Source organism: Corynebacterium bovis DSM 20582 = CIP 54.80, assembly GCF_030408615.1.
GTDB classification, from domain to species: domain Bacteria; phylum Actinomycetota; class Actinomycetes; order Mycobacteriales; family Mycobacteriaceae; genus Corynebacterium; species Corynebacterium bovis.
The window spans coordinates 210408-233305 of record NZ_CP047187.1 but is presented as its reverse complement, the minus strand read 5'-3'; the positions used below and the strand labels follow the sequence as shown (position 1 = coordinate 233305).

Genomic DNA, 22898 nt, shown 5'->3' with positions numbered 1-22898 from the left:
CCCACAACTCCAGCGAAGAGCTCTTGACCGAAAAAGTCATAGAAGGAGTCCATGATCAGCTGAGATGCGCCGCGATCTCGCTCAGCCCACACATTATCCCCGCTGTGACGCATCTTGTACACGACCGTGTCCTGCACATGGCCCGAACCCCAAACTCGAACTCGGCTCCCGTCTGGGCGCCGCCCGGACTTGACAAACGACATACACGTAATGATGTCACGGATATTCGACGGCAACGACCCCTTCACCTCCGGCTCAGCGGCAAGGCCGACAACGTCCGGCCAATGTAAATTCGGACCGAAATGATTGAATAACATGATGAAAACATTACAGTCGAAAAGTACATGATGCACTTTCGGGTAGCTCACGATCTCCAGATCCTCGAAATTACCGCGGAATCTCGAAGAGATTGGCTGACTCAGTCATCCACTCGTCGAGATCGTCAATATCGTCGTCGACGCTGGGCATCTTAGGCACAGGCTTGTAGGAACGCTCGTCAAATGCCTCGAGGCCAAGATACATGATCTCAACCTGAGAGAAGCCCGCCAGCGTCGGGCTTTGCCGGAAGTGGTCCCTGATTTTGTCCAGTGGAATCACCTCGGTTGACGACGCAGTCTCCGGAATATCGCCGCGTGCGTCCCGCCACGGCCCCTCCCTGTGCGTGAGGCGAGTTAGCTCTATGCCAGACTTTCTGCCGTACTCGGCTAAGACCAACGTGAGGAGGCCGTGGAGCTCAGCATCGTCGGATGCAGAGTCGCCCCCTCTCGTGTCACCTGCCCTCCAGACATCAGGAACAACAGGGCCGCGGGTCCACGCCTGCGTCTCCGACGAGTGAGCGGGAGTACCCGTGATGGCCAACGACCATCCTTGGGTGAAGTAGAGGATCTTCTGCAGCTCGACTGCCCCCAGTGTCTCTTCCGCGCGTGAAGCGATCGTATCCGCCAAATCAATCGCATTGTAGGTCCGCATGGGACACCCCCTTCCTACCCGGGTTCGCACCGAGCACTGTATTCCTCACAGCATCAAACCTGCATCAGGCGTGCCCGCCGAGCACGCCTTCCCTGAACAGGCCTCACAAGGCATCACGATGTGTTGGTGTACTCACCATACCCAACATACTGGTCATACTGGTCATAGTGGTCATACTCACACCACCCGTCCGCGCCCGGCGCCCGCCGGTAGACTCGCCGGCATGAGCGTGCTCACGTCCCTCCGGTCGCGCGTCCCGTCGTCGGTGACCGCCCGCGTCCTCACCACCAGGAACCGGGCGATGACCTTCGCCCAGGTCCGGCACCCCGTTCTCGCCGGGGTGATCATCCGTCGTCTCACCGGTGGGTCCGGCTCGCACGGGCCGTCCGACGGGGCGGGCGGGGACGCCGCCGGGGGCGGGGCGGGCGCACCCGTGGCCGACGGCCGCCGACACTCCGGGCTCGCCGCAGCGGACGCCGTCGCCGGGCCGCTGAGCAGGCCGAACCCCGGCCCGGACGCGGTGACCCGCACCTCCGGGATCCTCGCCGCGAAGGCCGCCGCCGCGCCCCGCGTGCCGGCCCGGACGCCCGCCCACTGACCCCGGCTGCCCCGCACGCACGCCCGGCCATGCCGCCGCCCACCCGACGCCTCAGCCCGGCCACTCCCCCGCCGCGCCCGCTGACCCCGGCAGACCCGCACGCACCTCTCACCCACTGACCCCGGCCGACCCGCACGCACGCCGCGAACCCCGCCACCCCCGTTGCACCACACCCGCGGCCTGCGCGGAATAGGTGCCCGGCCCGTTCGTGTTTGGATGCACATGACCACGGACAACAACACCGCTTCCGGCGCCCCGGCCGGAACCACGACCGGCTCGATCGACTGCGACGTCCTCGTCGTCGGGTTCGGCAAGGCCGGCAAGACCATCGCCATGACCCGCGCGAAGGCCGGCGACCGCGTCGTACTCGTCGAGAAATCCCCCTCCATGTACGGCGGGACCTGCATCAACGTCGGCTGCGTGCCGACGAAGACCCTCCTCACCGACGCCCACCGCCACGCCGGCGAACTCCTCGCCGCGACGCGCACGGGCGCGGGCGCGGCCTCCGCCGGCACCGGCACCGGCACGGGCTCCGCCGGCACCGGCGCGGGCAGCACGGACACCGCCGACTCCGAGCCCGGCACAGCCACGACCCCGTCGCACGACGCCGCCTTCTCCGCCGCCCGCTCCCACCGCGACTCCTTCATCGGCACCCTCAACGCCGCGAACCACGCGATGGTCGAGAACACCGGCGTCCTCGTCGTCGACGGCCACGCCACCTTCACCGGCCCGCGCACCGTCACCGTCACCGGCGGCGACCCGGCGGCCGCCCACCCCGCCGAGCAGCTCACCGTCACCGCCGACACGGTCGTCATCAACACCGGCTCCGTCCCCGTCCGCCCGCCGATCCCCGGCGCGGACGGCCCGCGCGTCCTCGACTCCACGGGCGTGCAGATGCTCCCCGAGCGGCCGCGACGGCTGGCGATCGTCGGAGGGGGTCCCATCGGGTTGGAGTTCGCCACGATGTTCGCCCAGTTCGGGACCGAGGTCACGGTTCTCGACGGCTCTCCCCGGCTCCTCCCGAGGTTCGACCGGGACATCGCCGACGCCGTGCACGCCGACCTGCGTGACCTCGGCGTGACGGTGCTGTCCGGGGTGACGGTCGAGGAGATCGCCGACGCCGCCGGCGCTGCCGCGGGCGCGGGCGCGGGCGGTGACGCCACGGGCGGTGACGCAGACGGCGCCGCGGGCGGTGACGCCACGACCGGCGCCAACGCCGACACCGACGCCGCGGGCGGCGCCACACCCGCCGCCGGCGCCCCCGTCACCGTCACGTACACCGACGCCGACGGCACCCGCCGGACCGTGGACGCCGACCACGTCCTCCTCGCGACCGGCCGGAAGCCCGCGACGGACGGGCTCGGCCTCGACGCCGCCGGAGTGGAGGTGACGGACCGCGGGGCTGTCGTCGTCGACCCCCACCTCCGCACCACCGCAGACGGCGTGTACGCCGCCGGCGACGTCGCCGGCAGCCCCCAGTTCACGTACGTGTCCTACGACGACCACCGCGTCATCCTCTCCGACCGGTGGGGCGACGGCTCCCGCACCACCACCGGGCGGCTCATCCCCTCCACGACGTTCCTGGAACCGCCGCTGTCGCAGGTCGGGCTCGGCGAGGACGCCGCGCGCGAGGACACCGGGGCGCGCGGTCACACCCTCGACGTGCGCGTGCAGGACATCCGGGACATCGCGGTCATGCCACGGCCGAAGATTCTCGGGCAGGCGCGCGGGCGGGCGAAGATCCTCGTCGACCGGGAGGACGACCGGATCCTCGGCGCCACGCTGTACTGCGTGGACTCGCAGGAACTCATCAACCTCGTGACGACCGCGATGGTGCACGGCATCCCCGCGTCCGCGGTCGGGTCAGGGATCTACACGCACCCCAGCAGCTCCGAGGTGTTCAACGCGCTGCTCGGGTAGCGGGGCGCGGGGGGTGCGGGGTAGCGGGCGGCGTGCCGGGGCTCCCACGCTGCGCGGCGGCGGGCTCAGTGTGCCGGGCGCCCCGCCCCGGAGTGCTCCCACGCTGCGCGGCGGGGGCTCAGTGCGCCGGGCGCCCCGCCCCGGAGTGCTCCCACGCTGCGCGGACGAGGGCGGCGTCGACACCCAACCCGAACTCCTCCCGCAGCACACCGGCGAGTTCCTCCGGCGACCCGACCCGCTCGCGGCGCTCCTCCCCCGCCGTGCCCGGCGAACCGTCCGGCCCCGGCACGCCCGGCGCGACCCGGTGCACCGTGTCCTGGAACACCGTGACGCGGCCGCCGTCCGGCCGGTGCCGCGCGATGACGATGTTGCCGGTGAAGAACGTGCCCGGCCGCGCGGACGTCAACCAGTGCGACATGTCCAGGTCCACCGGCTCCCACACCGCCGTGCGCGAGAACGCGTAGACGTTCGCGAACTCCGCCGCGCCGAACGCGCGGTGCTGCAGCATGAGGTCCAGGCCGCGGACGAGGGCCGGGTCGATCGCGTCGGCGGCGGGGACCACGCGGAACGGGCCCTGGGGGGAGTCGCGCACCGTGCCGTCGAGGGGTACGGCGACCGTGGGGGTGCCGCCGCCGAAACCGGGGTCGACGAGCACCTCCGCCGGGCCGCGTGGCGCGGCGGGGGTGGCGGGGTCGGTGGTGGGGGCGGTGGTGGGGGCGGCGTCGGACGGCAGCGTGACGATGGTGGCCTGGTGGCCGAACGCCTGCACCTCGGTCAGGCCGTCCCGGGCGTAGACGCGGGCGAGGACCGGCCTGACCGTGAGGCCCATGTCGCGGAGGACCGCGCGGATGAGGGCGGCGTGTTCGTGGCAGTAGCCGCCGCGGCGGGCGTCGACGAGCTTGGCGACCACCGCGTCCTCGTCCACGGAGAACGGGGTGGCGGAGGCGCTGTCGAGGTCCTCGAAGGGGATCGTGTCGGCGTGGGCGGCGAGGAGGCGGTCGAGATCGGCGACGATCTGCCCCGCGGTCCGGCCGGAACGGTCCCCGGCCGGGACCGGGTGCCCCGTGCGGGCGAGGTAGCGGTCGATGAGGGTGCTCATTGCACCAGCGTAAACCTGTCCCGCGGTGCCGGCGGCGATGCGGCCGATCGCGTGCGCGCGGGCGGGGCCTGGCGCCCGCGCCGGGCCGGCGTGGCAAAGGTTTTTGCACAAAATCGGCCCAAAACGTGCAAAAACCTTAGCCACACCAGGCAACCAGGCCCCCTGCGGGCGTGGTCTGGCGGCTCGTCCTGGGCTTTCCCGGCGGTGGCCCGGGGAGACTCTCGACATGGCAAAGGTTCTTGCGCGAAATCCGCCCAAAACGTGCAAAAAACTTAGCCACACCAGGCAACCAGGCCCCCTGCGGGCGTGGTCTGGCGGCTCATCCGGGGCTTTCCCGACGTGACTGGCATGACCTGGCGGCTCATCCTGGGCTTTTCCGGCGGTGGCCCGAGGATCCCCTCGACGTGGCAAAGGTTCTTGCACAAAATCGGCCCAAAACGTGCAAAAAGCTTAGCCACACCAGCCAACCCGGCCCGCGCACCGCCTCGTCAAGGGTCGGACACAGCCCTCCCCTCAGCTCCGGCTACCCTCCACCGCGACGCTCACAACGGCGGCGACCACAACGGCTCACTTCCCCCTGAGCGCCCGCACCACCGTGACCACCGCCCATACAACGACCACGATCTCCAGCACAGGCACGTGGAACAGAAGAAACTCCACAATTCCGAAGCTCACACGCCCACCTCCCCCGTCGGGTCCGCTCCGTATCTCATGGACTCATAGCCTCATGACCAGATGCCCCGGTTGCGACACGTACTCACGCGACGCCGTGATCACCAAAAGGGTACTGACCGTATCCGTTAGTTCATTCACCCTGCGAAAGAAGTATGGTATCGCCACCCCGGAGTAATCGATGAGACGCCACATCAGACATGAATCACCTGACACCCTTGACATCACGTGTACTCCGTGCTCGGATGAGCAACTACTCTCGCCGCTAGACACCGGAACAACGACACGGAAGGTCGCGATACACCGTGGGATTGAACGAAGCCACAGAAGCTACAGAAAAGGTGTTGAAAGTCTCTCCGGATCACGGTCACCCCAGCTCACTGTGGGGAACGCCTCCACGGAGCGATGCAGCTGCCGACCGCCCCTACGTCACACCGGAAGATTTCAACCTCAGCCGATCGTTGACGCAGAAGATATACTCATGGACCCAGTACTTCCAGGACATGTTCATTACGGAAGTGGTCGGCCCTGACGACGTACCCGACCGCTTTGACTATCCGCCCCTCTGGGAGGACGGCGCCGATTCATTCGAATGGCACAGGCAAGGAAATGAGATCGTCGCCGCCCTGAGAGAGGAACTGCCCGAGTACACTGTCATTCCTGCTTTCGACGGCTACGTCTATTCGTTCAATGAGACGCGGCGGCGACAAGGACTGCCACGGTTCGTTCCCGGCCCGCGCGGCAGGTAGGCCCCGCGGCGCGCCCGCGCGGCAGGTAGGCCCCGCGGCGCGCCCGCGCGCCCGGCACGACCCGCCCGGCTCAGACCTGGTCGATCGGGCGGATCCCCATCGACTCCACGTCCATGTGTGCCGGCCGGGCGGAAGCCAACGCCAACGGGCGGGCGGGGACCAACGCCGGGGCGTCAAGGGTGGGAGGGCGCCCGAAGCGCGTGAGTTGGCCCGCGTGTTGACTGAAGTGGCAAAGGTTCTTGCACGAAATCGGCCCAAAACGTGCAAAAAACTTAGCCACACCAGGGAGGTGAAGGGACCGAGGGGCAGCGCGGCACTGGGGCAGGACCGAGGATGGCGGGGCGCTTGGGCGGGACCGAGGGGCAGCGCGGCACTGGGGCAGGACCGAGGAGGCGGGGCGGCGGGGTCTCCTGGGCTTCCCCAGCCGTGCCCCGGGGAGACTCTCGACGTGGCAAAGGTTCTTGCACAAAATCGGCCCAAAACGTGCAAAAAACTTAGCCACACCAGGCAGGTGAAGGGACCGAGGGGCGGCGCGGCACTTCGGCAGGACCGAGGAGGCGGGGGCGGGGCAGGACCGAGGAGGCGGGGCGGCGGGGTCTCCCGGGCTTCCCCGGTGTGACTGGCATGGCCTGGCGGCTCGTCCTGGGCTTTCCCGGCGGTGGCCCGGGGAGCCCCTCGGCGTGGCAAAGGTTCTTGCACAAAATCGGCCCAAAACGTGCAAAAAACTTAGCCACACCAGGGAGGTGAAGGGACGACGGGGCGCTGGGGCAGGACCGAGGGGCGGCGGGGAGGTGAAGGGGCCGAGGGGCGGCGGGGAGGTGAAGGGACCGAGGGGCGGCGGGGAGGTGAAGGGACCGAGGGGCGGCGGGGAGGGGACGGGGCGGCAGGGCGCGGGTCACTCCCGCACCCCCAACGCCCTCGCGACCATGCGGCGGATGCCGACAGGGTTCCTCAGGTCACGTCGGGTCAACCGCAACACCACCCACCCGCTGGCGGAGAGGTCACTCGACCGCCGCGCGTCCGCGAGCCACTGATCGGTCCCGCCGTGGTGGGCTCCGTCGTAAAAGACCAGCACCCGCTGCGACGGCCAGGCGAGATCCGCCACGCTGACCAGCTCACCGTCGACGACCAGCTCGTACTGCGTCACCATCCCCGCCGCCAACCCCCGGCACGCCAGACGCACCACCGTCTCCGGGGGCGAATCCGCGCCCCAGTCGCACAACGCCTCGACCGCCCGCCGGTCACGTGCCGCCATGATGTCGCTGCACAGCGTCGAGAAACCGGAGGCCGTGAGCCCCCACCACCGACACACCGCGTCCCCGACCTGCGCCACACGGACCTCGCGCGGGGTCAGACCCGGGGCCGGCGGGGTCCACCAGGCGTGCGAGCCCGACGACGCGGAGTGGATGAGCTGCGCGCACGCGATGCGGGGCGCGATGACGCGCAACGACGGCACGGCCGGGTCGACGTCCACGCTCCAGCCGTCGATCAGGGCCGGCGAGCCGCGGTCGGTGCTCAGGAGGAGCGGGCGGGTGAGGTCGGCCGGGCGCGCGCGGGTGGTGGGGGTGAGGAAGCACGGGGGCATGGAGTCGCAGAACCAGCGGAGGCCCCACAGGCGCGCGGCGGACCATGAGCACGCGATCCACGTGGGGTGGCGGAGCCAGTACGCGCGGGTGCGGACCTCCAGCGGGATCGCGGCGGCGGGGTTGGGTGGGGTGGCGGGGTTGAGTGGGTTGAGTGGGTTGGCGGGGTCGGCGAGGTTGAGTGGGTTGGCGGGGTCGGCGAGGTTGAGTGGGTCGGCGGAGGTGGTGGGCGGGCCCGGGCGGTTCGGGATGCTGGACGCCGGGATGAAGCGGCCCGGGGCGCACGCGATGTAGTCGGCCTCCAGCTGGCGGCGGCTGACACCGGCCGCGCGGAGCTCGTCGCGGGTCTGCGGGCCGGTGAGGTCGAGGTCCCAGCCCGTGGCCGGGCGCTCCGGCCAGACCTCCGGGGTCCGCGAGGGGCGGGGCCGCGCGCGTGAGCGTGTGCGTTGCGGCCGGTAGACGGCGGATCGTCTGGTGGCGCGGCGGTGCATCGGGGTCCCCTCCCTGAGTCGTGACAGTGCCGGCGTGCGGAACTGTGCCCTTGAACGTATTTAGATGCGCCGAGGGCGGTTTCGGTTCCCCTCAGGTCCCGGCGGGTGGAGCGGCGGGGCTGGTTGGGGTGGGTGGGCCGGGTGCGTGGGGTGGCGGGGCGTCGGGGGTGGGTGGGGTGGGTGGGTGGGGTGGGCGGCCAGAGCGCGTGGAGCGGCCCGCGCGTTGACAGCAGTGGCAAAGGGTTTTGCACAAAATCCGCCCAAAACGTGCAAAACACTTAGCCACACCGGCCACAACGGGCGGGCGGCCCCGCCAGCAGCGGGCGGGCGCGCAGAGACCAACGCCAGGGCGGGTGGGCGACCAGAGCGCGTGGGGCGGCCCTCGCGTTGGCAGGAGTGGCAAAGGGTTTTGCACGAAATCGGCCCGAAACGTGCAAAAAACTTAGCCGCGGGCGGGGAAGAAACACGCCACGGGCGCGGTGCCGGCGGCACGCGGCCGATCGCGGACGCGGGGAGGCGGCGCGCGGCCGATCGCGGACGCGGGGAGGCGGCGCGCGGCCGATCGCGGGCGCAGGGAGGCGGCGCGCGGCCCCCGCTCAGCGCCTCACGGGCGGGGGACGATGTACCTCCCCGCGGCACGCACGACCTCCACCTCGACGGGCAGCGGCGCGAACCGGTCGCCGTCGGCGTAGCAGCTGATCGGCGGGGTGCTCTCCATCTCGATCGAGATGTGCCGGGCCCGGTACGTGCTGATGCCGGGCTCGTTGACGAACTCGCCGCTGAAGATCGTGCCGAACTTCGCGGCGGCGCGGAACCGGTTCATCCGCTCGAGCACCGTGACGTCGAGCAGCCCGTCGTGGTGGTCGGCCTGCGGGCAGATGAGCATCCCGCCGCCGTAGCTGCGGGTGTTGCCCATCGCCACCAGCGTCATGTGGTCCTCGATGACGCGCTCGTGGTCGAGGACGAGGCGCGTCGGGATGGAGTGGAAGTTGAGGAACTCCATGACGATCGCCAGGTTGTACCGGGCGCGTCCCGTCGGCCAGACGATGCGGTTCGTCCGGTCGCTGACCAGCGAGTCGAAGCCGGCGCAGGCGATGGTCCCGAACCACGCCTGCTCGACGACCCCGTCGGACGCGCCCGCCCCGTGAGCCACGCCCAGCGCCCGGTCCGCCCCGTGAGCCACGCCGGCTCCGTCGGCCCCGCCGCGCGCGCCCGGCGCCCGGTCCACCCCGTGAGCCACGCCGGCTCCGTCCACCCCGCCGCGCGCGCCCGGCGCCCGGTCCACCCCGCCGCGCGCGCCCGGCGCCCGGCGCGTCATGAGGCCGAGGTCCGTCATCGTCGTGAATCCGCCGACGACGACGTCCGCCGCCCGGCGCGGGTCCATCGGGATGCGGTACTCCCGCGCGTGATCGTTGCCTGTACCTGCGGGGATGATCCCCAGCGGCGTGCCCGTCCCCGCCTGCTCCTGCAGCGCCAGATTGATGAGGCCGTCGCCGCCGCACACGACGAGCGCGTCGATGCGGTCGTCCGCCACCGCCTGCGCGGCGAGTTCGCGGGAGGACGCCGGCGACGCGCCCTGGATGCTCACCACGTCCACGCCCCGCTCGCCGAACCGCCGGCGCGCCGCGTCCGCCGCCGCGACGGCCGTGCCCTTGCCGGCCGCCGGGTTGGTCAGGAGGGCGACGCGGCGGACGTCGACCTCACCGACGGCGTAGAGGCCCGCATCCTCCCGCCCGTCACCCGGGCCGACGCCCGCACCAGCACCCAGGCCATCACCCGGGCCGACGCCCGCACCCGGGCCGACGGCGCCGCCGCGGCCGGACGGCGGGACGTCACCCGGGCCGACGCCGCCACCCGGGCCGACGCCCGCACCAGCGCCCAGGCCGTCACCCGGGACGTCGCCCGCACCAGCGCCCCGCCCGCCACCCGCCGCCCGCGGCTCATCCCCGCGCATCGAACAGCTTCCCCGGGTTGAGGATCCCCGCCGGGTCGAGCGTGCGCTTGATCCCGCGGAGAATCTCCACGCCGAGCTCACCGATCTCCCGGCCCATGAACGGCATGTGGTCCGTGCCGACCGCGTGGTGGTGCGTGACCGTCCCCCCGTTGTCCACGATCGCACCGGTGACGGCGGTCTTCACCGCCCGCCACTGCTCGACCGGCGTCCCGTTCTGCGCCGCGACGACGGTGAAGTACAGGGAGCACCCCGTCGGGTACACGTGCGACACATGGCACATGACGAGCGCCGCCGTGCCGGACCCCGTGAGCCCCTCGGCCAGCGCCTCCCCCACGGCGCGCTTGAGGCGTGGGACGTTCGACCAGTCCGTCGCCGTCTCGAGCGTCTCGCACAGCGCGCCGCCGTCGAGAAGTGAGTCCCGGAGCACCGGGGCGCCGAACCGGCCCTCCTCCCACGCCCGGGCCGGCCCCTCCCCCGCGGACTCGCCGCCGTGGGCGAGGAGCACCTCGCGGGTCTCGCGGTGCCGGGACGCGGCGTGCGCGGGGGTGCCCTCGAAGACGGTGATGCACAGGCAGCCCTCGGGCGCGTGCGACGCCTCGCCGATCCTGTCGGTGGAGGTGAGGTTGACGGAGGACTCGATCTCGTCGGACAGGCGGATGACCGTCGGCCCCGTCCCCTGCTGTTCGACGGCCCGCAGCGCCTCGACGCCGGCGTCGAACGTCCGGAACGTGAAGGCCTCGTACCGTTTCGTCTCCGGGATCGGGTGCACGCGCACCCGCACGCGCGTGACCACGCCGAACGTGCCCTCGGAGCCCATGAACACCTCGCGGAGGTCCGGGCCGGCCGCGGTCGCCGGGGCCTGCCGCCCGGGGTGGATGACGCCCCGGGGGGTGACGACGGTGAGCTCCCGCACCATGTCGTCGAACCGCCCGTAGCCGGCGGAGTTCTGCCCCGACGAGCGGGTCACGGCGAACCCGCCGATCGTCGCGTAGGGGAAGGACTGGGGGAAGTGGCCGAGCTGCAGCCCGTGCTCCGCGAGCAGCATCTCCGCGTGCGGTCCGGACAGCCCCGCGCCGAGCGTGACGAGGCCGGACACCGGGTCGACGTCCTCGACGGCGTCGAACCGCGCGAGGTCCAGGGAGATCACGCCGCGGAACCCTCCGTCGAGCGGGGTCAATCCCCCGACCACGCTCGTTCCGCCGCCGAAGGGGACGACGGCCACCCCCTCCGCGGACGCCCACTCCAGCAGGGCCAGGACCTCGTCCTCGGTGCCCGGCGCGACGACCGCGTCCGGGGCGCTGACGACGCCGCCCTCGCGCCACTCGAGGAGGTCGAGCGAGGACTTGCCCCGGGCGCGGGGCATCCGCTGGTCACGGTCGCACGTGACGTGGTCGGGGCCGACGAGCGCGCCGAGCGCCGCGATGTCCTCCGCGGAGAGGCGGGGGTCGCTGAGGCGGACGTCGGCGGCGGCGACGCGGCGCACGCGGGAGGCGTCCACGCCGAGGAGCGAGGCGAGCATCCGGCGGATGCCGGGGCTGAGCGGGCGGGCCTCGTCCGGGGTGCCCCACAGGTTGAACGCCATCGGGGGCAGCGGCACGCCCGGGGTGGCGGGCGTGGGCTGCTCGGCGGGGTCCGGCTGCGACTGCGGCGAAGGCTGAGACATGTCCTGAGCGTACACAGCGGTCCGGACAGCCGTCCGGCGTGAAGCACGGATTTCCGCCCCCGGCCGGGGGCGGTGGTCCGGCCCGGGGCCGCCTCCCGGCCACCGCCCGCTCCTACGCTGGCGGGCATGAGCACCCCTTCCACGCCCACCCCGCGCCCCGGCACCGCGGACCGCGCCGCCGGCCGCACCGCCGGGCACGCCGCGGAGCGCACCACGCCCCGCCCCGGCACCGCGGAGCGCACCGCGCCCCACGCCAGCGCCACCGGCCGGTTCTCCGCCACCGCCGCCCGCCTCACCGCCGCCCGCCGGGCCGCGGACCTCGCCGCGCTGCGGGACGCGTCGGACGCCGGCCGACCCGCGCACTACGACGTCGTCGTCGTCGGCGCCGGGGTCACCGGCTGCGGGGTCGCCCTCGACGCCGTCACCCGGGGGCTCACCGTGCTCCTCGTCGACGCCCACGACCTCGCGTTCGGCACGTCGCGGTGGTCGTCGAAACTGGCCCACGGCGGCCTCCGCTACCTGGCCACCGGGGACGTCTCCGTGGCGACCCGCTCCGCGCGCGAACGCGGCATCCTCATGGAACGGACCGCGCCGCACCTCACCCGCGCGCTGCCGCAGGTCGTGCCCGTGCAGGACCGGTACAGCGTGCTGAACCGGGTGCTGCCGCGCGTCGGGTTCCTCGCCGGCGACCTGCTGCGCGTCGCCGCGCGGACGAGCTCGCGCACCCTCCCGCGTTCCCGCACGGTCACCGCCGCGACGGTGCGCGCGCTGTGCCCCGCCGTGGAGACCTCCGACCTGCGGCTGGGGTACGTCAACTACGACGGGCAGCTCGTCGACGACGCGCGCCTGGTCACGTGCCTCGCCCGGACCGCCGCCGGGTACGGGGCGACGGTCATCACGCACTGTCGCGCCGCGTCCGTGTCCGGGCGGGAGGTCGTGCTCGAGGACACGCTCGCGGAGGGCGACGACGCCGCCGGCCGGTCAGCCGCCGCAGCCGCCGCACCGACGGCAGCCACCCCGACCACGGTCACGGCGGGGGCCGTCGTCAACGCGACGGGCGTGTGGGCCGGCGACATGGACCCGGCCGTCACCGTCCGACCGTCCCGCGGCACGCACCTCGTGGTGGACGCGGGCAGCGTCGGCAACCCCACCGGCGCCCTCACCGTCCCCGTCCCCGGGGCCACCAACCGGTTCTGCTTCATCCTCCCCGAGCAGCTCGGGCGGTGCTACATCGGGCTCACCGACGAGGACCAGCCGGGCGCGATCCCCGACGAGCCGGAGGTGCCCGACAGCGACGTGACGTGGATCCTCGACGTGGTCAACCAGGCGCTGGCCACGCGGCTGACCAGCGACGACGTCATCGGCGCGTACGCGGGCCTGCGGCCGCTCATCACGCTCGACGGGGCGGGGGCGGGGGCCTCGACCGCGGACCTGTCGCGGGAGCATGTGATCCTCACCGGGGACGACGGCCTCGTCACCGTGACCGGCGGGAAGCTCACCGAGTACCGGCTCATGGCGGAGCAGACGGTCGACGCCGTGCTCGCGCAGGGGGCGTGGGGTGGCGCGGGTGGCGGCGCTGGCGAGGGCGGGCGCGGGGACGGGAACGGCGCTGGCGGGGGCGAGGGCGGCGCCGGCGGGCGCGGGGACGGCGCTGGCGGCAGGGTTGGCGTGGGCGCGGTTGGCCGCGGCGGGCATGGCGGCGGGCGGCCCGGGCCGTGTGTCACGACGTCGATTCCGCTGGTCGGGGCACCGCGGAGTGCCGTGTGCCGCGCGGTGACGGAGTCCGACCTGGCGGGGCTGCCGGCGTCGCTCGTGGAGCGGTTCGGCTGGGAGGCGCCGGAGGTCGTGCGGGCGTGCGTGCTCGACCGGCCGCTGGACCCGGTCGCGCCCGGGCTGGACGTCACGCGCGCGGAGTTCAGCTTCCACGTCACGCATGAGGGCGCGGTGACGGTGTCCGACATCCTCGACCGCCGCTCCCGGGTGGGGCTGGTGCCCGCCGACCGCGAGGCGGCGCTCCCCGCCGCCCGCGAGGCGCTGGCGGCCGCTGCTGACCAGGGGTGATGCGCGGCGCAGCGATGCGCGGCCCGGAGTGGCAAAGGTTTTTGCACAAAATACGCCCAAAACGTGCAAAACACTTAGCCACACCGGCCGGGCGGGCGCGCAGAGACCAACGCCAGGGCGGGCGGCCGGCCAGAGCACGTGGGGCGGCCCGCGCGCTGGCAGGAGTGGCAAAGGCTTTTGCACAAAATCGGCCCACAACGTGCAAAAAACTTAGCCACACCGGCCGGCCGGGCGAGCGGAGACCAACACCAGGGCGTCAGGGGCGGGTGCGCGCCCAGAGCGCGTGGGGCGGCCCTCGCGTTGGCAGGAGTGGCAAAGGGTTTTGCACAAAATCGGCCCACAACGTGCAAAAAGCTTAGCCACGCCGGCCACAACGGGCGGCCGCGCAGCGGGCAGGCGCCCCCGCCAGCACGCCCGCCCCCACCAGCGCGTCCCGCCCACCCGCGCCAGCCCAGCTCAGACCTGGTCGATCGGGCGGATCATCATCGACTCCACGTCCATGTGCGCCGGCCGCGCGGCGACCCACCGGATGGCCTCGGCGATGTCCCCCGCCACCAGGTTCTCCTTGTCCGCGTACACCTCCTCGGCCCGGGCGGCGTCGCCCTTGAACCGGTTGAGGCTGAAGTCCGTCGCGACCCGGCCGGGGTCGATCTGGCACACGCGCACGCCGCGCTCGGCGAACTCCATGCGCATGACGTCGGTGAGCGCGGTCTCGCCGAATTTCGCGGCGTTGTACCCGGCGCCGCCGCGGTATGCCCCGCGCCCGGCGACGGACACGACGTTGATGACCTGCGGCGCAACGCCCGCGGCCAGCTCGTCGAACAGCGCGCGGGTGACCTGGAGCGTCCCCATGACGTTCGCCTCGAACATCCACCGCCAGTCGTCCACGTCCGCGTCGAGCACCGGGTCCAGCCCGCGCGCGCCGCCGGCGTTGTTGACCAGCAGGTCGACCCCGCCGCCGAGCGCGCGCACGGCCGCGGCGAACCGGTCGATGCTCGCCTGGTCGGTGACGTCGAGTTCGATCGGGTGGGCGGTCGCGCCGAGGTCACGGCAGGCGGTGGCCACGGTCTCCAGTCGTTCCCGACGCCGCGCTGCGACGACGACATCCCACCCGTCCTCAGCGAGGGACAGGGCGGTGGCCTCCCCGATGCCGGCCGAGGCGCCGGTGACGACCGCGGTCCGGCGCCGCGCGGCGCCCCCGCCCGTGGTCGTTGCCGCGCTCGCATCCCCGCCCGTGGTGGTCGTCGCGCCCGTCTCCGTGGTCGTGGATGTGTCCTGAGCGTCGTCCCTCGTGGTCATGCCCCACGATGCTAGCGGCATCCCGCCGCCGCCCGCCCGCTGCGGCCGGTGCGGCTAAGCTTTTTGCACGTTTTAGGCCGATTTCGTGCAAAAACCTTTGCCACTCCCGCCACCACGCGGGCCGACCCACACATCCCAGGCGCCCACCCACCCTTGACGCCCCAGCGTTGGTCCCGGCCGGCGCTGGCGTTGGCGCCTGGCCGGCTTCGGTGTTGATCTCTGCCCGCCCGCCCACCCTTGACGCCCCGGCGTTGGTCCCGGCCGGCGCTGGCGTTGGCGTCTGGCCGGCTTCGGTGTTGATCTCTGCCCGCCCACCCGCTGCGGCCGGTGTGGCAAAGCTTTTTGCACGATTTGGGCCGATTTCGTGCAAAAACCTTCGCCACTCCCGTCACCACGCGAGCCACCCCACGCGCTCCGGACGCCCGCCCACCCGCTGCGGCCGGTGTGGCTAAGCTTTTTGCACGATTTGGGCCGATGTCGTGCAAAAACCTTCGCCACTCCCGTCAACACGCGAGCCACCCCACGCCACGCCGCACCCACGCCCGCGCGCCGGGGACCGGGTGAGAACCGTCCGGCGGACAGGCATACTGGGGGAATGACATCCACGGGACGAACAACCACGTGGCGGGAGTTGACGTCCTCCGACCCGGAGCACTCCGCTCACTACGCGCACCGGTGGGAACGCCTCGAGGCCGAGGGTCGCGACATCGACGGGGAGGCGCGGCTCGTCGACGCCCTCTCCCCCCGCGGGGCACGGATCCTCGACGCCGGTGCCGGGACGGGCCGGACGGGCGCGTACCTCGCCGCCCGGGGGCACCACGTGACGGGCGTGGACATCGACCCGTACCTCGTCGACTACGCGCGCGCCCACCACCCTGAGGTGGACTGGCACGTCGGCGACCTCGCGGCGGAGGAGCCGTCGTGGCCCACGGGCCCGTACGACGTCATCGTCAGCGCCGGCAACGTCCTCACGTTCATCGAGCCCGCCCACCGGGTCCGGGCGCTGCGCACCCTGCGCACGTGCCTCGCCGAGGGTGCGGACGCCGCACCCCCGGCCGCACCGCCCACACCGCTCACCACGCCCGCGGACGCGTCCCGCCCCGGCCGGCTCATCGTCGGCCTCGGCCTGGACCGGGGGTGGGACGACGACACGTTCGCGTCGGACTGCGCCCGCGCCGGTCTGAGCGTCCAGCACCGGTTCAGCACGTGGGAGGCGGACCCGTTCACGCGCGGACGCTCCGGGTTCCTCGTCGCGGTGCTCACGGCGGTGACCCCACCGGCGACCCCCCGCGACGACGCGCCCACCTCCCCCGACACCCACCAGGAAGGACGGTGACCACGATGGACACCGCACGCATCGTGTTCCGCCACGACCCCGGCGCGAGCCCCCAGTGGAGCTACTACGGTGTCAACGCGCCGGTCACCGGCAGCGCCGAACGGCTCTCCGAGGCGAAGTTCGCGGCGACGCAGGACATCCAGTTCCTCAGCGGCGACAGCCACCCGCACATGACCGCGTTCGTCGAGTGGCGGGCGCTGGAGTCCGTCCGGGGGCTGCCCGCGATCTACGTCCGCGCGGTCCAGGACGAGGACACGAACGTCCGGCTGAACAGGCAGAACCTCGCCCAGGCGTACGTGGAGGCGATCACCGGGTCGCCGGAGATCCAGCGGAGTGTGCCCTCGCTGTACCCGGTGGACGCGGTGCCGGACGACGTCATCCTCGTCACCCTGTTCCCCGAGGACCGGCTGGACGAGGTGCTCGCGAACCTGTCCCCGCACGACAGCGTGGTGCTCTGCCTGCCCGAGGGCGCGTCGCTGAACTTCATGCCGCTGCAGGGGTGCGAGGTGTGGCCCGAGGAGGGTGAGGGTCTGCTGGAGCAGATCGGGCTCACCGGGTCCGAGACGGTCGCGGAGTTCATGGGGATGGGGTCGCACTGGTCCGACGACGACAGCACCGGCCGCGCGCCCGGCGACCCGGACCCCTCCGAGACGGACCTCGGCGACGACGGGCTCGACGGGGACACGCCCGGTGCGCCGGTGTCGGGCCGACCGGGGGACGTGGCGGACGAGCTGGTCGGCGACATGCCGGACGATCTGCGGGACACGATCCCCGACGGGCTCTCCATCGCCGACGCCGACGACCTCGGGGCACTCGGGGACGAGGCGACCTGGGACTACAGCGATGTCCGCGACGACCATGACGACCGGGACGACCACGACGACCGGGACACCGACGCGATGGACCGCCAGCTGGAGGACCTCGCCCGGGAGCTCGAGGCCGGCCTGGCCGACGAGCTGCGGCAGTTCGACGAGCACGCCGACGGCGGCAGCCGCAGCGGTGGCAGCGGCAATGACAGCAGCGCCGGCGGCGACGGACATGACGGAACCGGCGGCGGCGACAGCGACGACGACACGGACGGACCGGACCGCCCGGAGTCCTGAGGCGGGCGGGGCGGTGACCGGCGACCCACGGGCGGGGACGAGGGACGCGGCGGCCGGCGACCCACGGGCGGGGACGAGGGACGCGGCGGCCGGCGACCCGTCCTGAGGCGGGCGGGGCGGCGGGCCGCGGTCAGTCGCCCTCGCCCCACCCGGTGGCGTCGATGTTGAGGAACGCCCCGCGCTCGACGTCCTCGCTGAACAGGCGGTGGTCCTCGAGAACGCGGGCGACCTGCTCCTCGACGAACTCCTCGGCGTCGGCGAGGAACACCGCCGCGTGGATCTGCTCCGCGATCCGCTCCATGATGCTGCGCCCGCACGCGCCACCGGACGCAGCCCCGGCACCCGCGCCGCCGGACGCAGCCCCCGCCTCCCGGAGCACCCGGTCGGCCCGCGCCTGCTTCCGCGCGAGCAACTGCCCGCACAGCTCGGCGTACTCGCGCAGGTCGGGGTAGGACATGTCCTCGGCGTCGACGTTGACCTTCATCGGGCTGCGCTCGCGGACGAGGAAACTCAGCCCGTCGATGTCCGCGTGCCCGTACAACGGGTCACCGTCGCCGACGAACGCCGTGAACGCCTTCGCGATCCGCTCCGCCGGCGGCATCGTGCTCCGGGGGTCCGCCGGCACGAGCCCCTGCATCGCGGACGCGCGCGAGAGCTTGAACTCCAGGATGACCCGCTGGTCGGCGGCGTCGTCCCACCCCCGGACGAGCACCCAGAACCGGGGCAGCCCCCGGCTCGCCGTGCCGCTGCCCGACCGGGTGGCCACGTCCCTGACCTCAAAGAACCCCTCCGGCCTCCCCGCCGGACGGACCCGGCGGGCGTACTCCTCCACGACGGGCCGCAGCACGTCGACGAGCTCCGGGCGTGGGGTGATGCGGTCGGTGTGCCGGAACCGGTCGGTCTCCGGGTCGACCTTCTTCCGCAGGAACCGGCCGCGGCTCCGCGACGCCTTCCGGAAGTACGGCTCCAGGCACCCGGGGGCGTTGTCGGCGGTGACGCGCGCGTCGATCTCCCCCGGGTCGAACAGGCACGCCTCCACGCCCCGGATGTACCCGCGGACGAAGTCCCGGGCGACCTTCCTCCTTTTCGACGGCTTGCGCCCCTGCGCCTCGACCAGCAGGGCGAAGCCGACCGCGCCGCGGAACACGTCGTAGGTGAAGGGGGCGGGCCACGCCTCGTCGAAGTCGTTGGCGCTGAACAGCGGTTCGCCGTCGGCGCCGGGGATGATGCCGAAGTTCTCCGGGTGGACGTCGCCGATGGACGGCACGGTCGCCAGGTGCGCGTCCGTGCCCGCGTGGTCGCGGTAGTACAGCAGGGCGGTGCCGCGGAAGAAGGCGAAGGGGTCGTCGACGAGGTCGTCGAGCTTGTCCTCCACCGCGTCCGGGACGACGTGGAGGCGGACGCGGTGGTCCTCGAGGACGGTGTTGCGGATGTGCTGGCGTCGGGCCTGGCCGGTGAGGAGCACGGGGGCGACGGTCACCGCGCCGCGGCCGGTCGCGCGGGCGAAGCGGGCGAACGCGGCGGCGCGGTCGATGTGCGCGGGGACCGAGCCGTTGCTCACGTCGAGGTGGCGGACGGCCTCGGCGAACCGCGGGGCGGCGGTGTCCGGGCCGTCCCCGCGTGCTGTGCCACGTGCCGCCCGGTGTGCGCTGTCCGCCGTGTCAGAGCTCATGCCGCGGAGTCTACCGCCGCCCCGGCCCCGACCCCTCCGACGCGCCCCCTGGCCGGCCCGCCCCCGCCGCCGCTGGCTATGCTGCTCACGGATGCAGTTCCCCGCGCAGCGTCGAGGAGTGGAGGAGGCCCCATGACGGAGCAGGACGGCACACCGGAGGTCCCGGCGGGGTCCGCGACACCGGAGGTCCCGGCGGGGTCCGCGACACCGGAGGTCCCGGCGGGGTCCGCGACACCGGAGGCCCCGGCGGGGTCCGCGACCCCGGGGGGTCGCCGCCGCGTGCGGCCGCTCACGGTGCTCTTCGGGGCGGTCGTCACTGTCACGGTCGTGGTGCTCGTCGTCATCGCCGTGCTCCTCGCCCTCGGTGACGGAGGGGACGACGCCGACAGCCGGGACGCCGCCCTCGACGGCGGCGGGCGCGCGGGCGGTGCCCCCGGTGGGCCGTCCGCGGCGGCGCCCGCGACGCCCACGGGTCCCGGCCCGGACGTGCCGGCGGGGCAGCTCGTGACCTCGCCCGGCGCGTCGACCGGCCTCGACGGGTCCCTGCGCGACCCGGCCCTCGGCGCGCTGCCCCGCCCGGTCGCGGAGCTCCTCCACGACTGCCGGGAGGGCGACGTCACCATCGAGGCCGTCGGCGGTGCGACGGACGGTGAGCCCGCGGCCGCCACGACCTCGCAGGTCGCGGCCACGTCCGCGGCGGGCGGGACGGCGGCCGCGACGTCGGGCGCGGCGGCGGGCGCGGCGGCACCGACCGGCGGGGACGCCGGCTCCACGTCGGCCGCCCCGTCGTCGCAGGTCGCGGCCACGTCGGCGGCCCCGGCGTCGGGGACCGCCCGCCCGCGCCCCGCCGAGCGCACCGCCCGCGCGGTGCAGTGCACGGGCCGCCCGGGCACGGCGCTGTCCGACCACGTCGTGCGGTTCATCCGCGACCGGGACTGGGCCGACCACCGGCGGGACACGTTCCTCACCGCGGCCGGCCCCGGCGCGCCCGGGCACGGCGCCCGCGGCCGGGCCGCCGACGGGAAGGTCGTGCAGGACGACAGTTCCCGGTGGATCGCGGTCCGCGCCCACGACCAGGGGGAGGTCAGCCTCGTCGACCGCCGCCGCGGAATCGAGGTGGACTTCGGGATCTTCGACGACGCCCGCAGCGCCGAGGCCTTCGCCCGCGCCGTCGCCGCCGCGCGCTAGCCCCCGCGCGCCAGCCCGCCGGCACCCGCACTACCGCGCGCGCCGCCCGCCAGGCCCTCCCCACCAGGCCCACCCCGCCAGGCCCTGCCCTGCCGACTAGCCCCCGCGTCCTACTGCGCGTGCCGCGCGTCCTCCCGGGCGCTGTCGGCGTCCCGCTGCTGCTCCAGGAACTCCTCCGGGGCGACGACGATCTCCGCGCCCGGGTCGGGCCGCCGCCGGCCGTCGTCCCCGTGCCGGGCGGCGTCGTCCCCCTCGACCCCGGCCCCCGCACCGGTCCCGAGGCCGTCGGTCCGGCGGTCGAGCTCCCCGGCGAGGGTCTCCGCGAACGTCGAGGTCATGTGCTGCGTGTCCCGGTAGACGAGGACGTTGCCGATGACCGCCGGGCACACCCCGTCCCGGCACAGCGCGTCGGTGACGTCGAGGGTCGTGATGTCCAGCCCCGCGTACGCCGCGGGGGCCGGGTCGACCGGCGCGAGGGCGGCGTCCTGCCGCGTCCCGCACTCCGCGGGGCCCCGACCGGCGGCGACGCACGCCCGGCCGTCCTTCTGCTCGCGCCACCCGGCCATGAGCCACGGGGTGTCCCGCACCCCCCACGTGTGGATGCCCCAGCCGGTGAGCCGGCGCACGGCCTCCCGGTAGCCCTCGGGGACGAGGTCCGGGCCGTTGCCCTGGAGGGTCGTCGGCCGGGTGGAGGTCATGAACACGCCCTGCGTCGGCGGGTTGTCGTGGATGTACCGTTCGACGTCCGCGCGCCACCGGGCGCACTCCGGGTACGCCTCGCCGGTGAACCGGGGCAGGTCGACGCCGAGGACGCACCCCATCTTCAGCAGGGGCACGACCTTCACGCCGCGGGCCCGGCCGATGATGTCGAGGGCGGGCAGGTAGTGCTCGGAGTGGGAGCCGCCGACGAGGTAGAGCGTCCGGTCGGAGGAGCGGTCACCGTAGGCGCACGGGGTGTCGCCCCGGTTCATGTCGTGGGTGAGGACGATGTCCGTGCCGTCGAACTCGGAGAAGCAGCCGTCGGCCTGGGTCGCGGGGAGCATGTTCTCGACGTTCGAGATCAGCGGCACGACGTCCTTGACCGGGGGGACGGGCGCGTCGTCGAGGAACGCCCGGGCGCCCGGGTACTGGGCGGCGTCGCGGCTCTCGGCGTCGAGCTGGTGGCTCGTCCGCGTCTGCACGGTCGTGTGGACGACGGGGAAGGCCAGGACGAGCACCGCGAGGAGGACGACGACGGCCGCCCCCGTGGCCTTGCCCTGCGCGCGCCAGGCGTCGCGCAGGTACGCGGCGTCCGCGACGACCCACGAGCGGCGCGGCCGCCGCCCCTGCCGGAGCGGCACCTCCACCCAGCGGTGCGTGACGTACGCGAGGACGAGGCTCAGGACGATGACGAGGAACCCGACGGTGAGGTCGAACGACGGCCGGCCGAAGGCGGTCGTGAGGAGGACGAGGATCGGCCAGTGCCAGAGGTAGAGGGCGTAGCTGATCCGCCCGAGGGTCTGGAACGCGCGGGACTCCAGCAGGGCGGTCGCGACGGTCGGCGGCGGCGTGGGCTCCCAGTGGTTGCCGGCGAGGACGACGAGCATCGCACCGCACAGCGGGACCAGTGTCCACGGGCCAGGGAACTGACGGGCGCCGTCGAGAAAGAGGCCGGTGCCGACGATGAGGGCGAGGCCGACGACCCCCATGACCTGGCGCACCGCCCGGGGGGCGACGACGTGCATGAGCCACAGGCCGAAGATCCCGCCGAGACCGATCTCCCAGAAGCGGGCGACCGGGGAGAAGTAGTTGTCGTCCTGGTTCACCCCGTGCAGCCAGGCGGCGTAGACGAAGGACAGGACCGTCGCGCCGACGAGCACCCCGCGGGCGACGTGCCGCCGCCACCCGAACCGCCGCTCGCACCAGCCGAGCAGCACGATGACGACGAGGGACGCGAGGTAGACCTGCATCTGCGCGCTCATCGACCACAGGTGCTGGAGGGGGCTGACCTCGTCGCTGACGGCGGCGTAGGACTGGCCCCGGTGGGCGAGGTGGAGGTTCAGCCGGTAGGTCAGGGACGCGACGGCCTCCGCGCCGAGGGACCGCCAGTGGACCTCGTCGAGGACGAGGGTGCCGAGGGCGACGGTCGCGGCGACGACGACGGCCAGCGCGGGGAAGAGCCGGCGCAGGAGCCGGATGACGGACTGGAGGACGGTCGTGCCCCGCGGGTCGACGGCGTTGCGCAGCTGCGGGGCGAAGAAGAAGATGCCGCCGACGAGCAGGAAGACGTCCACGCCGGAGGACACGCGGCCGACGTACACGTGGAACAGCACGACGAGCATGATGGCGAAGCCGCGCAGGCCGTCGATGTCCGTGCGGTGCGACGTGCTGCGCCGGAGGGATCCGGTCCCCCGGCGGAGCCGGTGTGCGGAAGCGGTCATGACGTGGGCGTCCGATCCTGTCTCGCTGTGACTGGCCGTGGGGGTCGTGACGGTGCGGGCCGACCTGGGGTCTGCGTCCGGCTCAGCGGGAGGCCCCCGGAACGGGGACATCCTACCCCCA

General features: G+C 73.2%; 15 protein-coding genes. 7 read left to right on the top strand and 8 right to left on the bottom strand.

What is annotated here, in order from left to right:
* Window positions 1–387: 387 nt before the first annotated feature.
* A complete protein-coding gene (locus CBOVI_RS00750; protein ID WP_010264257.1) occupies window positions 388–969 on the bottom strand; it encodes a Panacea domain-containing protein in 582 nt (193 codons plus the stop codon).
* A gap of 223 nt (window positions 970–1192) precedes the next feature.
* Here CBOVI_RS00750 and CBOVI_RS00745 point away from each other — a divergent pair, with 223 nt between their 5' ends.
* Together CBOVI_RS00745 and CBOVI_RS00740 are read left to right on the top strand one after the other, a co-directional pair.
* Window positions 1193–1567 carry a hypothetical protein gene (locus CBOVI_RS00745; protein WP_232625762.1) on the top strand — a complete coding sequence of 125 codons (375 nt, stop codon included), beginning with the start codon at window positions 1193–1195 and terminating at the stop codon, window positions 1565–1567.
* Between the two features lie 222 nt (window positions 1568–1789).
* Entirely contained in the window at window positions 1790–3487 is a 1698-nt protein-coding gene (locus tag CBOVI_RS00740) for a dihydrolipoyl dehydrogenase family protein (protein WP_290214850.1), read from the top strand.
* A gap of 118 nt (window positions 3488–3605) precedes the next feature.
* Here the strand turns inward: CBOVI_RS00740 and CBOVI_RS00735 are convergent, their stop codons facing one another.
* Window positions 3606–4586, bottom strand: coding sequence for an arylamine N-acetyltransferase family protein (locus tag CBOVI_RS00735; RefSeq protein ID WP_010273043.1), 981 nt, complete (start codon window positions 4584–4586; stop codon window positions 3606–3608).
* Window positions 4587–5563: 977 nt separating this feature from the next.
* Between CBOVI_RS00735 and CBOVI_RS00730 the strand changes: the two genes are divergently transcribed.
* Window positions 5564–6007, top strand: a complete 444-nt coding sequence (locus CBOVI_RS00730) for a hypothetical protein (protein ID WP_125185999.1) — start codon at window positions 5564–5566, stop codon at window positions 6005–6007.
* A gap of 895 nt (window positions 6008–6902) precedes the next feature.
* Here the strand turns inward: CBOVI_RS00730 and CBOVI_RS00725 are convergent.
* The 3 genes from CBOVI_RS00725 to CBOVI_RS00715 all read right to left on the bottom strand — a co-directional run bounded on the left by CBOVI_RS00725 (window position 6903) and on the right by CBOVI_RS00715 (window position 11617).
* Complete coding sequence (locus CBOVI_RS00725; RefSeq protein ID WP_139016742.1) at window positions 6903–8081, bottom strand: endonuclease domain-containing protein; 1179 nt, start codon at window positions 8079–8081, stop codon at window positions 6903–6905.
* A 604-nt stretch (window positions 8082–8685) separates the two neighbouring features.
* Entirely contained in the window at window positions 8686–10035 is a 1350-nt protein-coding gene (locus tag CBOVI_RS00720; RefSeq protein ID WP_198485097.1) for a diacylglycerol kinase family protein, read from the bottom strand.
* Window positions 10022–11617 (bottom strand): FAD-binding oxidoreductase, encoded by a 1596-nt coding sequence (locus tag CBOVI_RS00715; RefSeq protein WP_010270099.1) that lies wholly within the window; start codon window positions 11615–11617, stop codon window positions 10022–10024. Before CBOVI_RS00715 ends, CBOVI_RS00720 begins: the two co-directional genes overlap by 14 nt.
* Before the next feature lie 207 nt (window positions 11618–11824).
* Here CBOVI_RS00715 and CBOVI_RS00710 point away from each other — a divergent pair, with 207 nt between their 5' ends.
* Window positions 11825–13759: a glycerol-3-phosphate dehydrogenase/oxidase gene (locus tag CBOVI_RS00710; RefSeq protein WP_185739116.1), complete on the top strand. Its 1935-nt coding sequence runs from the start codon at window positions 11825–11827 to the stop codon at window positions 13757–13759.
* 456 nt (window positions 13760–14215) lie between these two features.
* Here the strand turns inward: CBOVI_RS00710 and CBOVI_RS00705 are convergent, their stop codons facing one another.
* On the bottom strand, window positions 14216–15058 hold the full coding sequence (locus tag CBOVI_RS00705; protein WP_010274349.1) for an SDR family oxidoreductase: 843 nt from the start codon (window positions 15056–15058) through the stop codon (window positions 14216–14218).
* Between the two features lie 595 nt (window positions 15059–15653).
* On the opposite strand from CBOVI_RS00705, the gene CBOVI_RS00700 reads away from it, so the two are divergent.
* Both CBOVI_RS00700 and CBOVI_RS00695 read left to right on the top strand, forming a co-directional pair.
* Complete coding sequence (locus CBOVI_RS00700; protein ID WP_050798285.1) at window positions 15654–16394, top strand: class I SAM-dependent methyltransferase; 741 nt, start codon at window positions 15654–15656, stop codon at window positions 16392–16394.
* Between the two features lie 5 nt (window positions 16395–16399).
* A complete protein-coding gene (locus CBOVI_RS00695) occupies window positions 16400–17497 on the top strand; it encodes a hypothetical protein (protein WP_183273690.1) in 1098 nt (365 codons plus the stop codon).
* A gap of 130 nt (window positions 17498–17627) precedes the next feature.
* Here the strand turns inward: CBOVI_RS00695 and CBOVI_RS00690 are convergent, their stop codons facing one another.
* Window positions 17628–19169, bottom strand: coding sequence for a DUF2252 family protein (locus CBOVI_RS00690; RefSeq protein ID WP_010264720.1), 1542 nt, complete (start codon window positions 19167–19169; stop codon window positions 17628–17630).
* A 132-nt stretch (window positions 19170–19301) separates the two neighbouring features.
* Between CBOVI_RS00690 and CBOVI_RS00685 the strand changes: the two genes are divergently transcribed.
* Entirely contained in the window at window positions 19302–20357 is a 1056-nt protein-coding gene (locus CBOVI_RS00685) for a hypothetical protein (protein ID WP_183273689.1), read from the top strand.
* A gap of 110 nt (window positions 20358–20467) precedes the next feature.
* Here the strand turns inward: CBOVI_RS00685 and CBOVI_RS00680 are convergent, their stop codons facing one another.
* A complete protein-coding gene (locus tag CBOVI_RS00680) occupies window positions 20468–22777 on the bottom strand; it encodes an acyltransferase family protein (RefSeq protein ID WP_010267922.1) in 2310 nt (769 codons plus the stop codon).
* Window positions 22778–22898 lie beyond the last annotated feature (121 nt).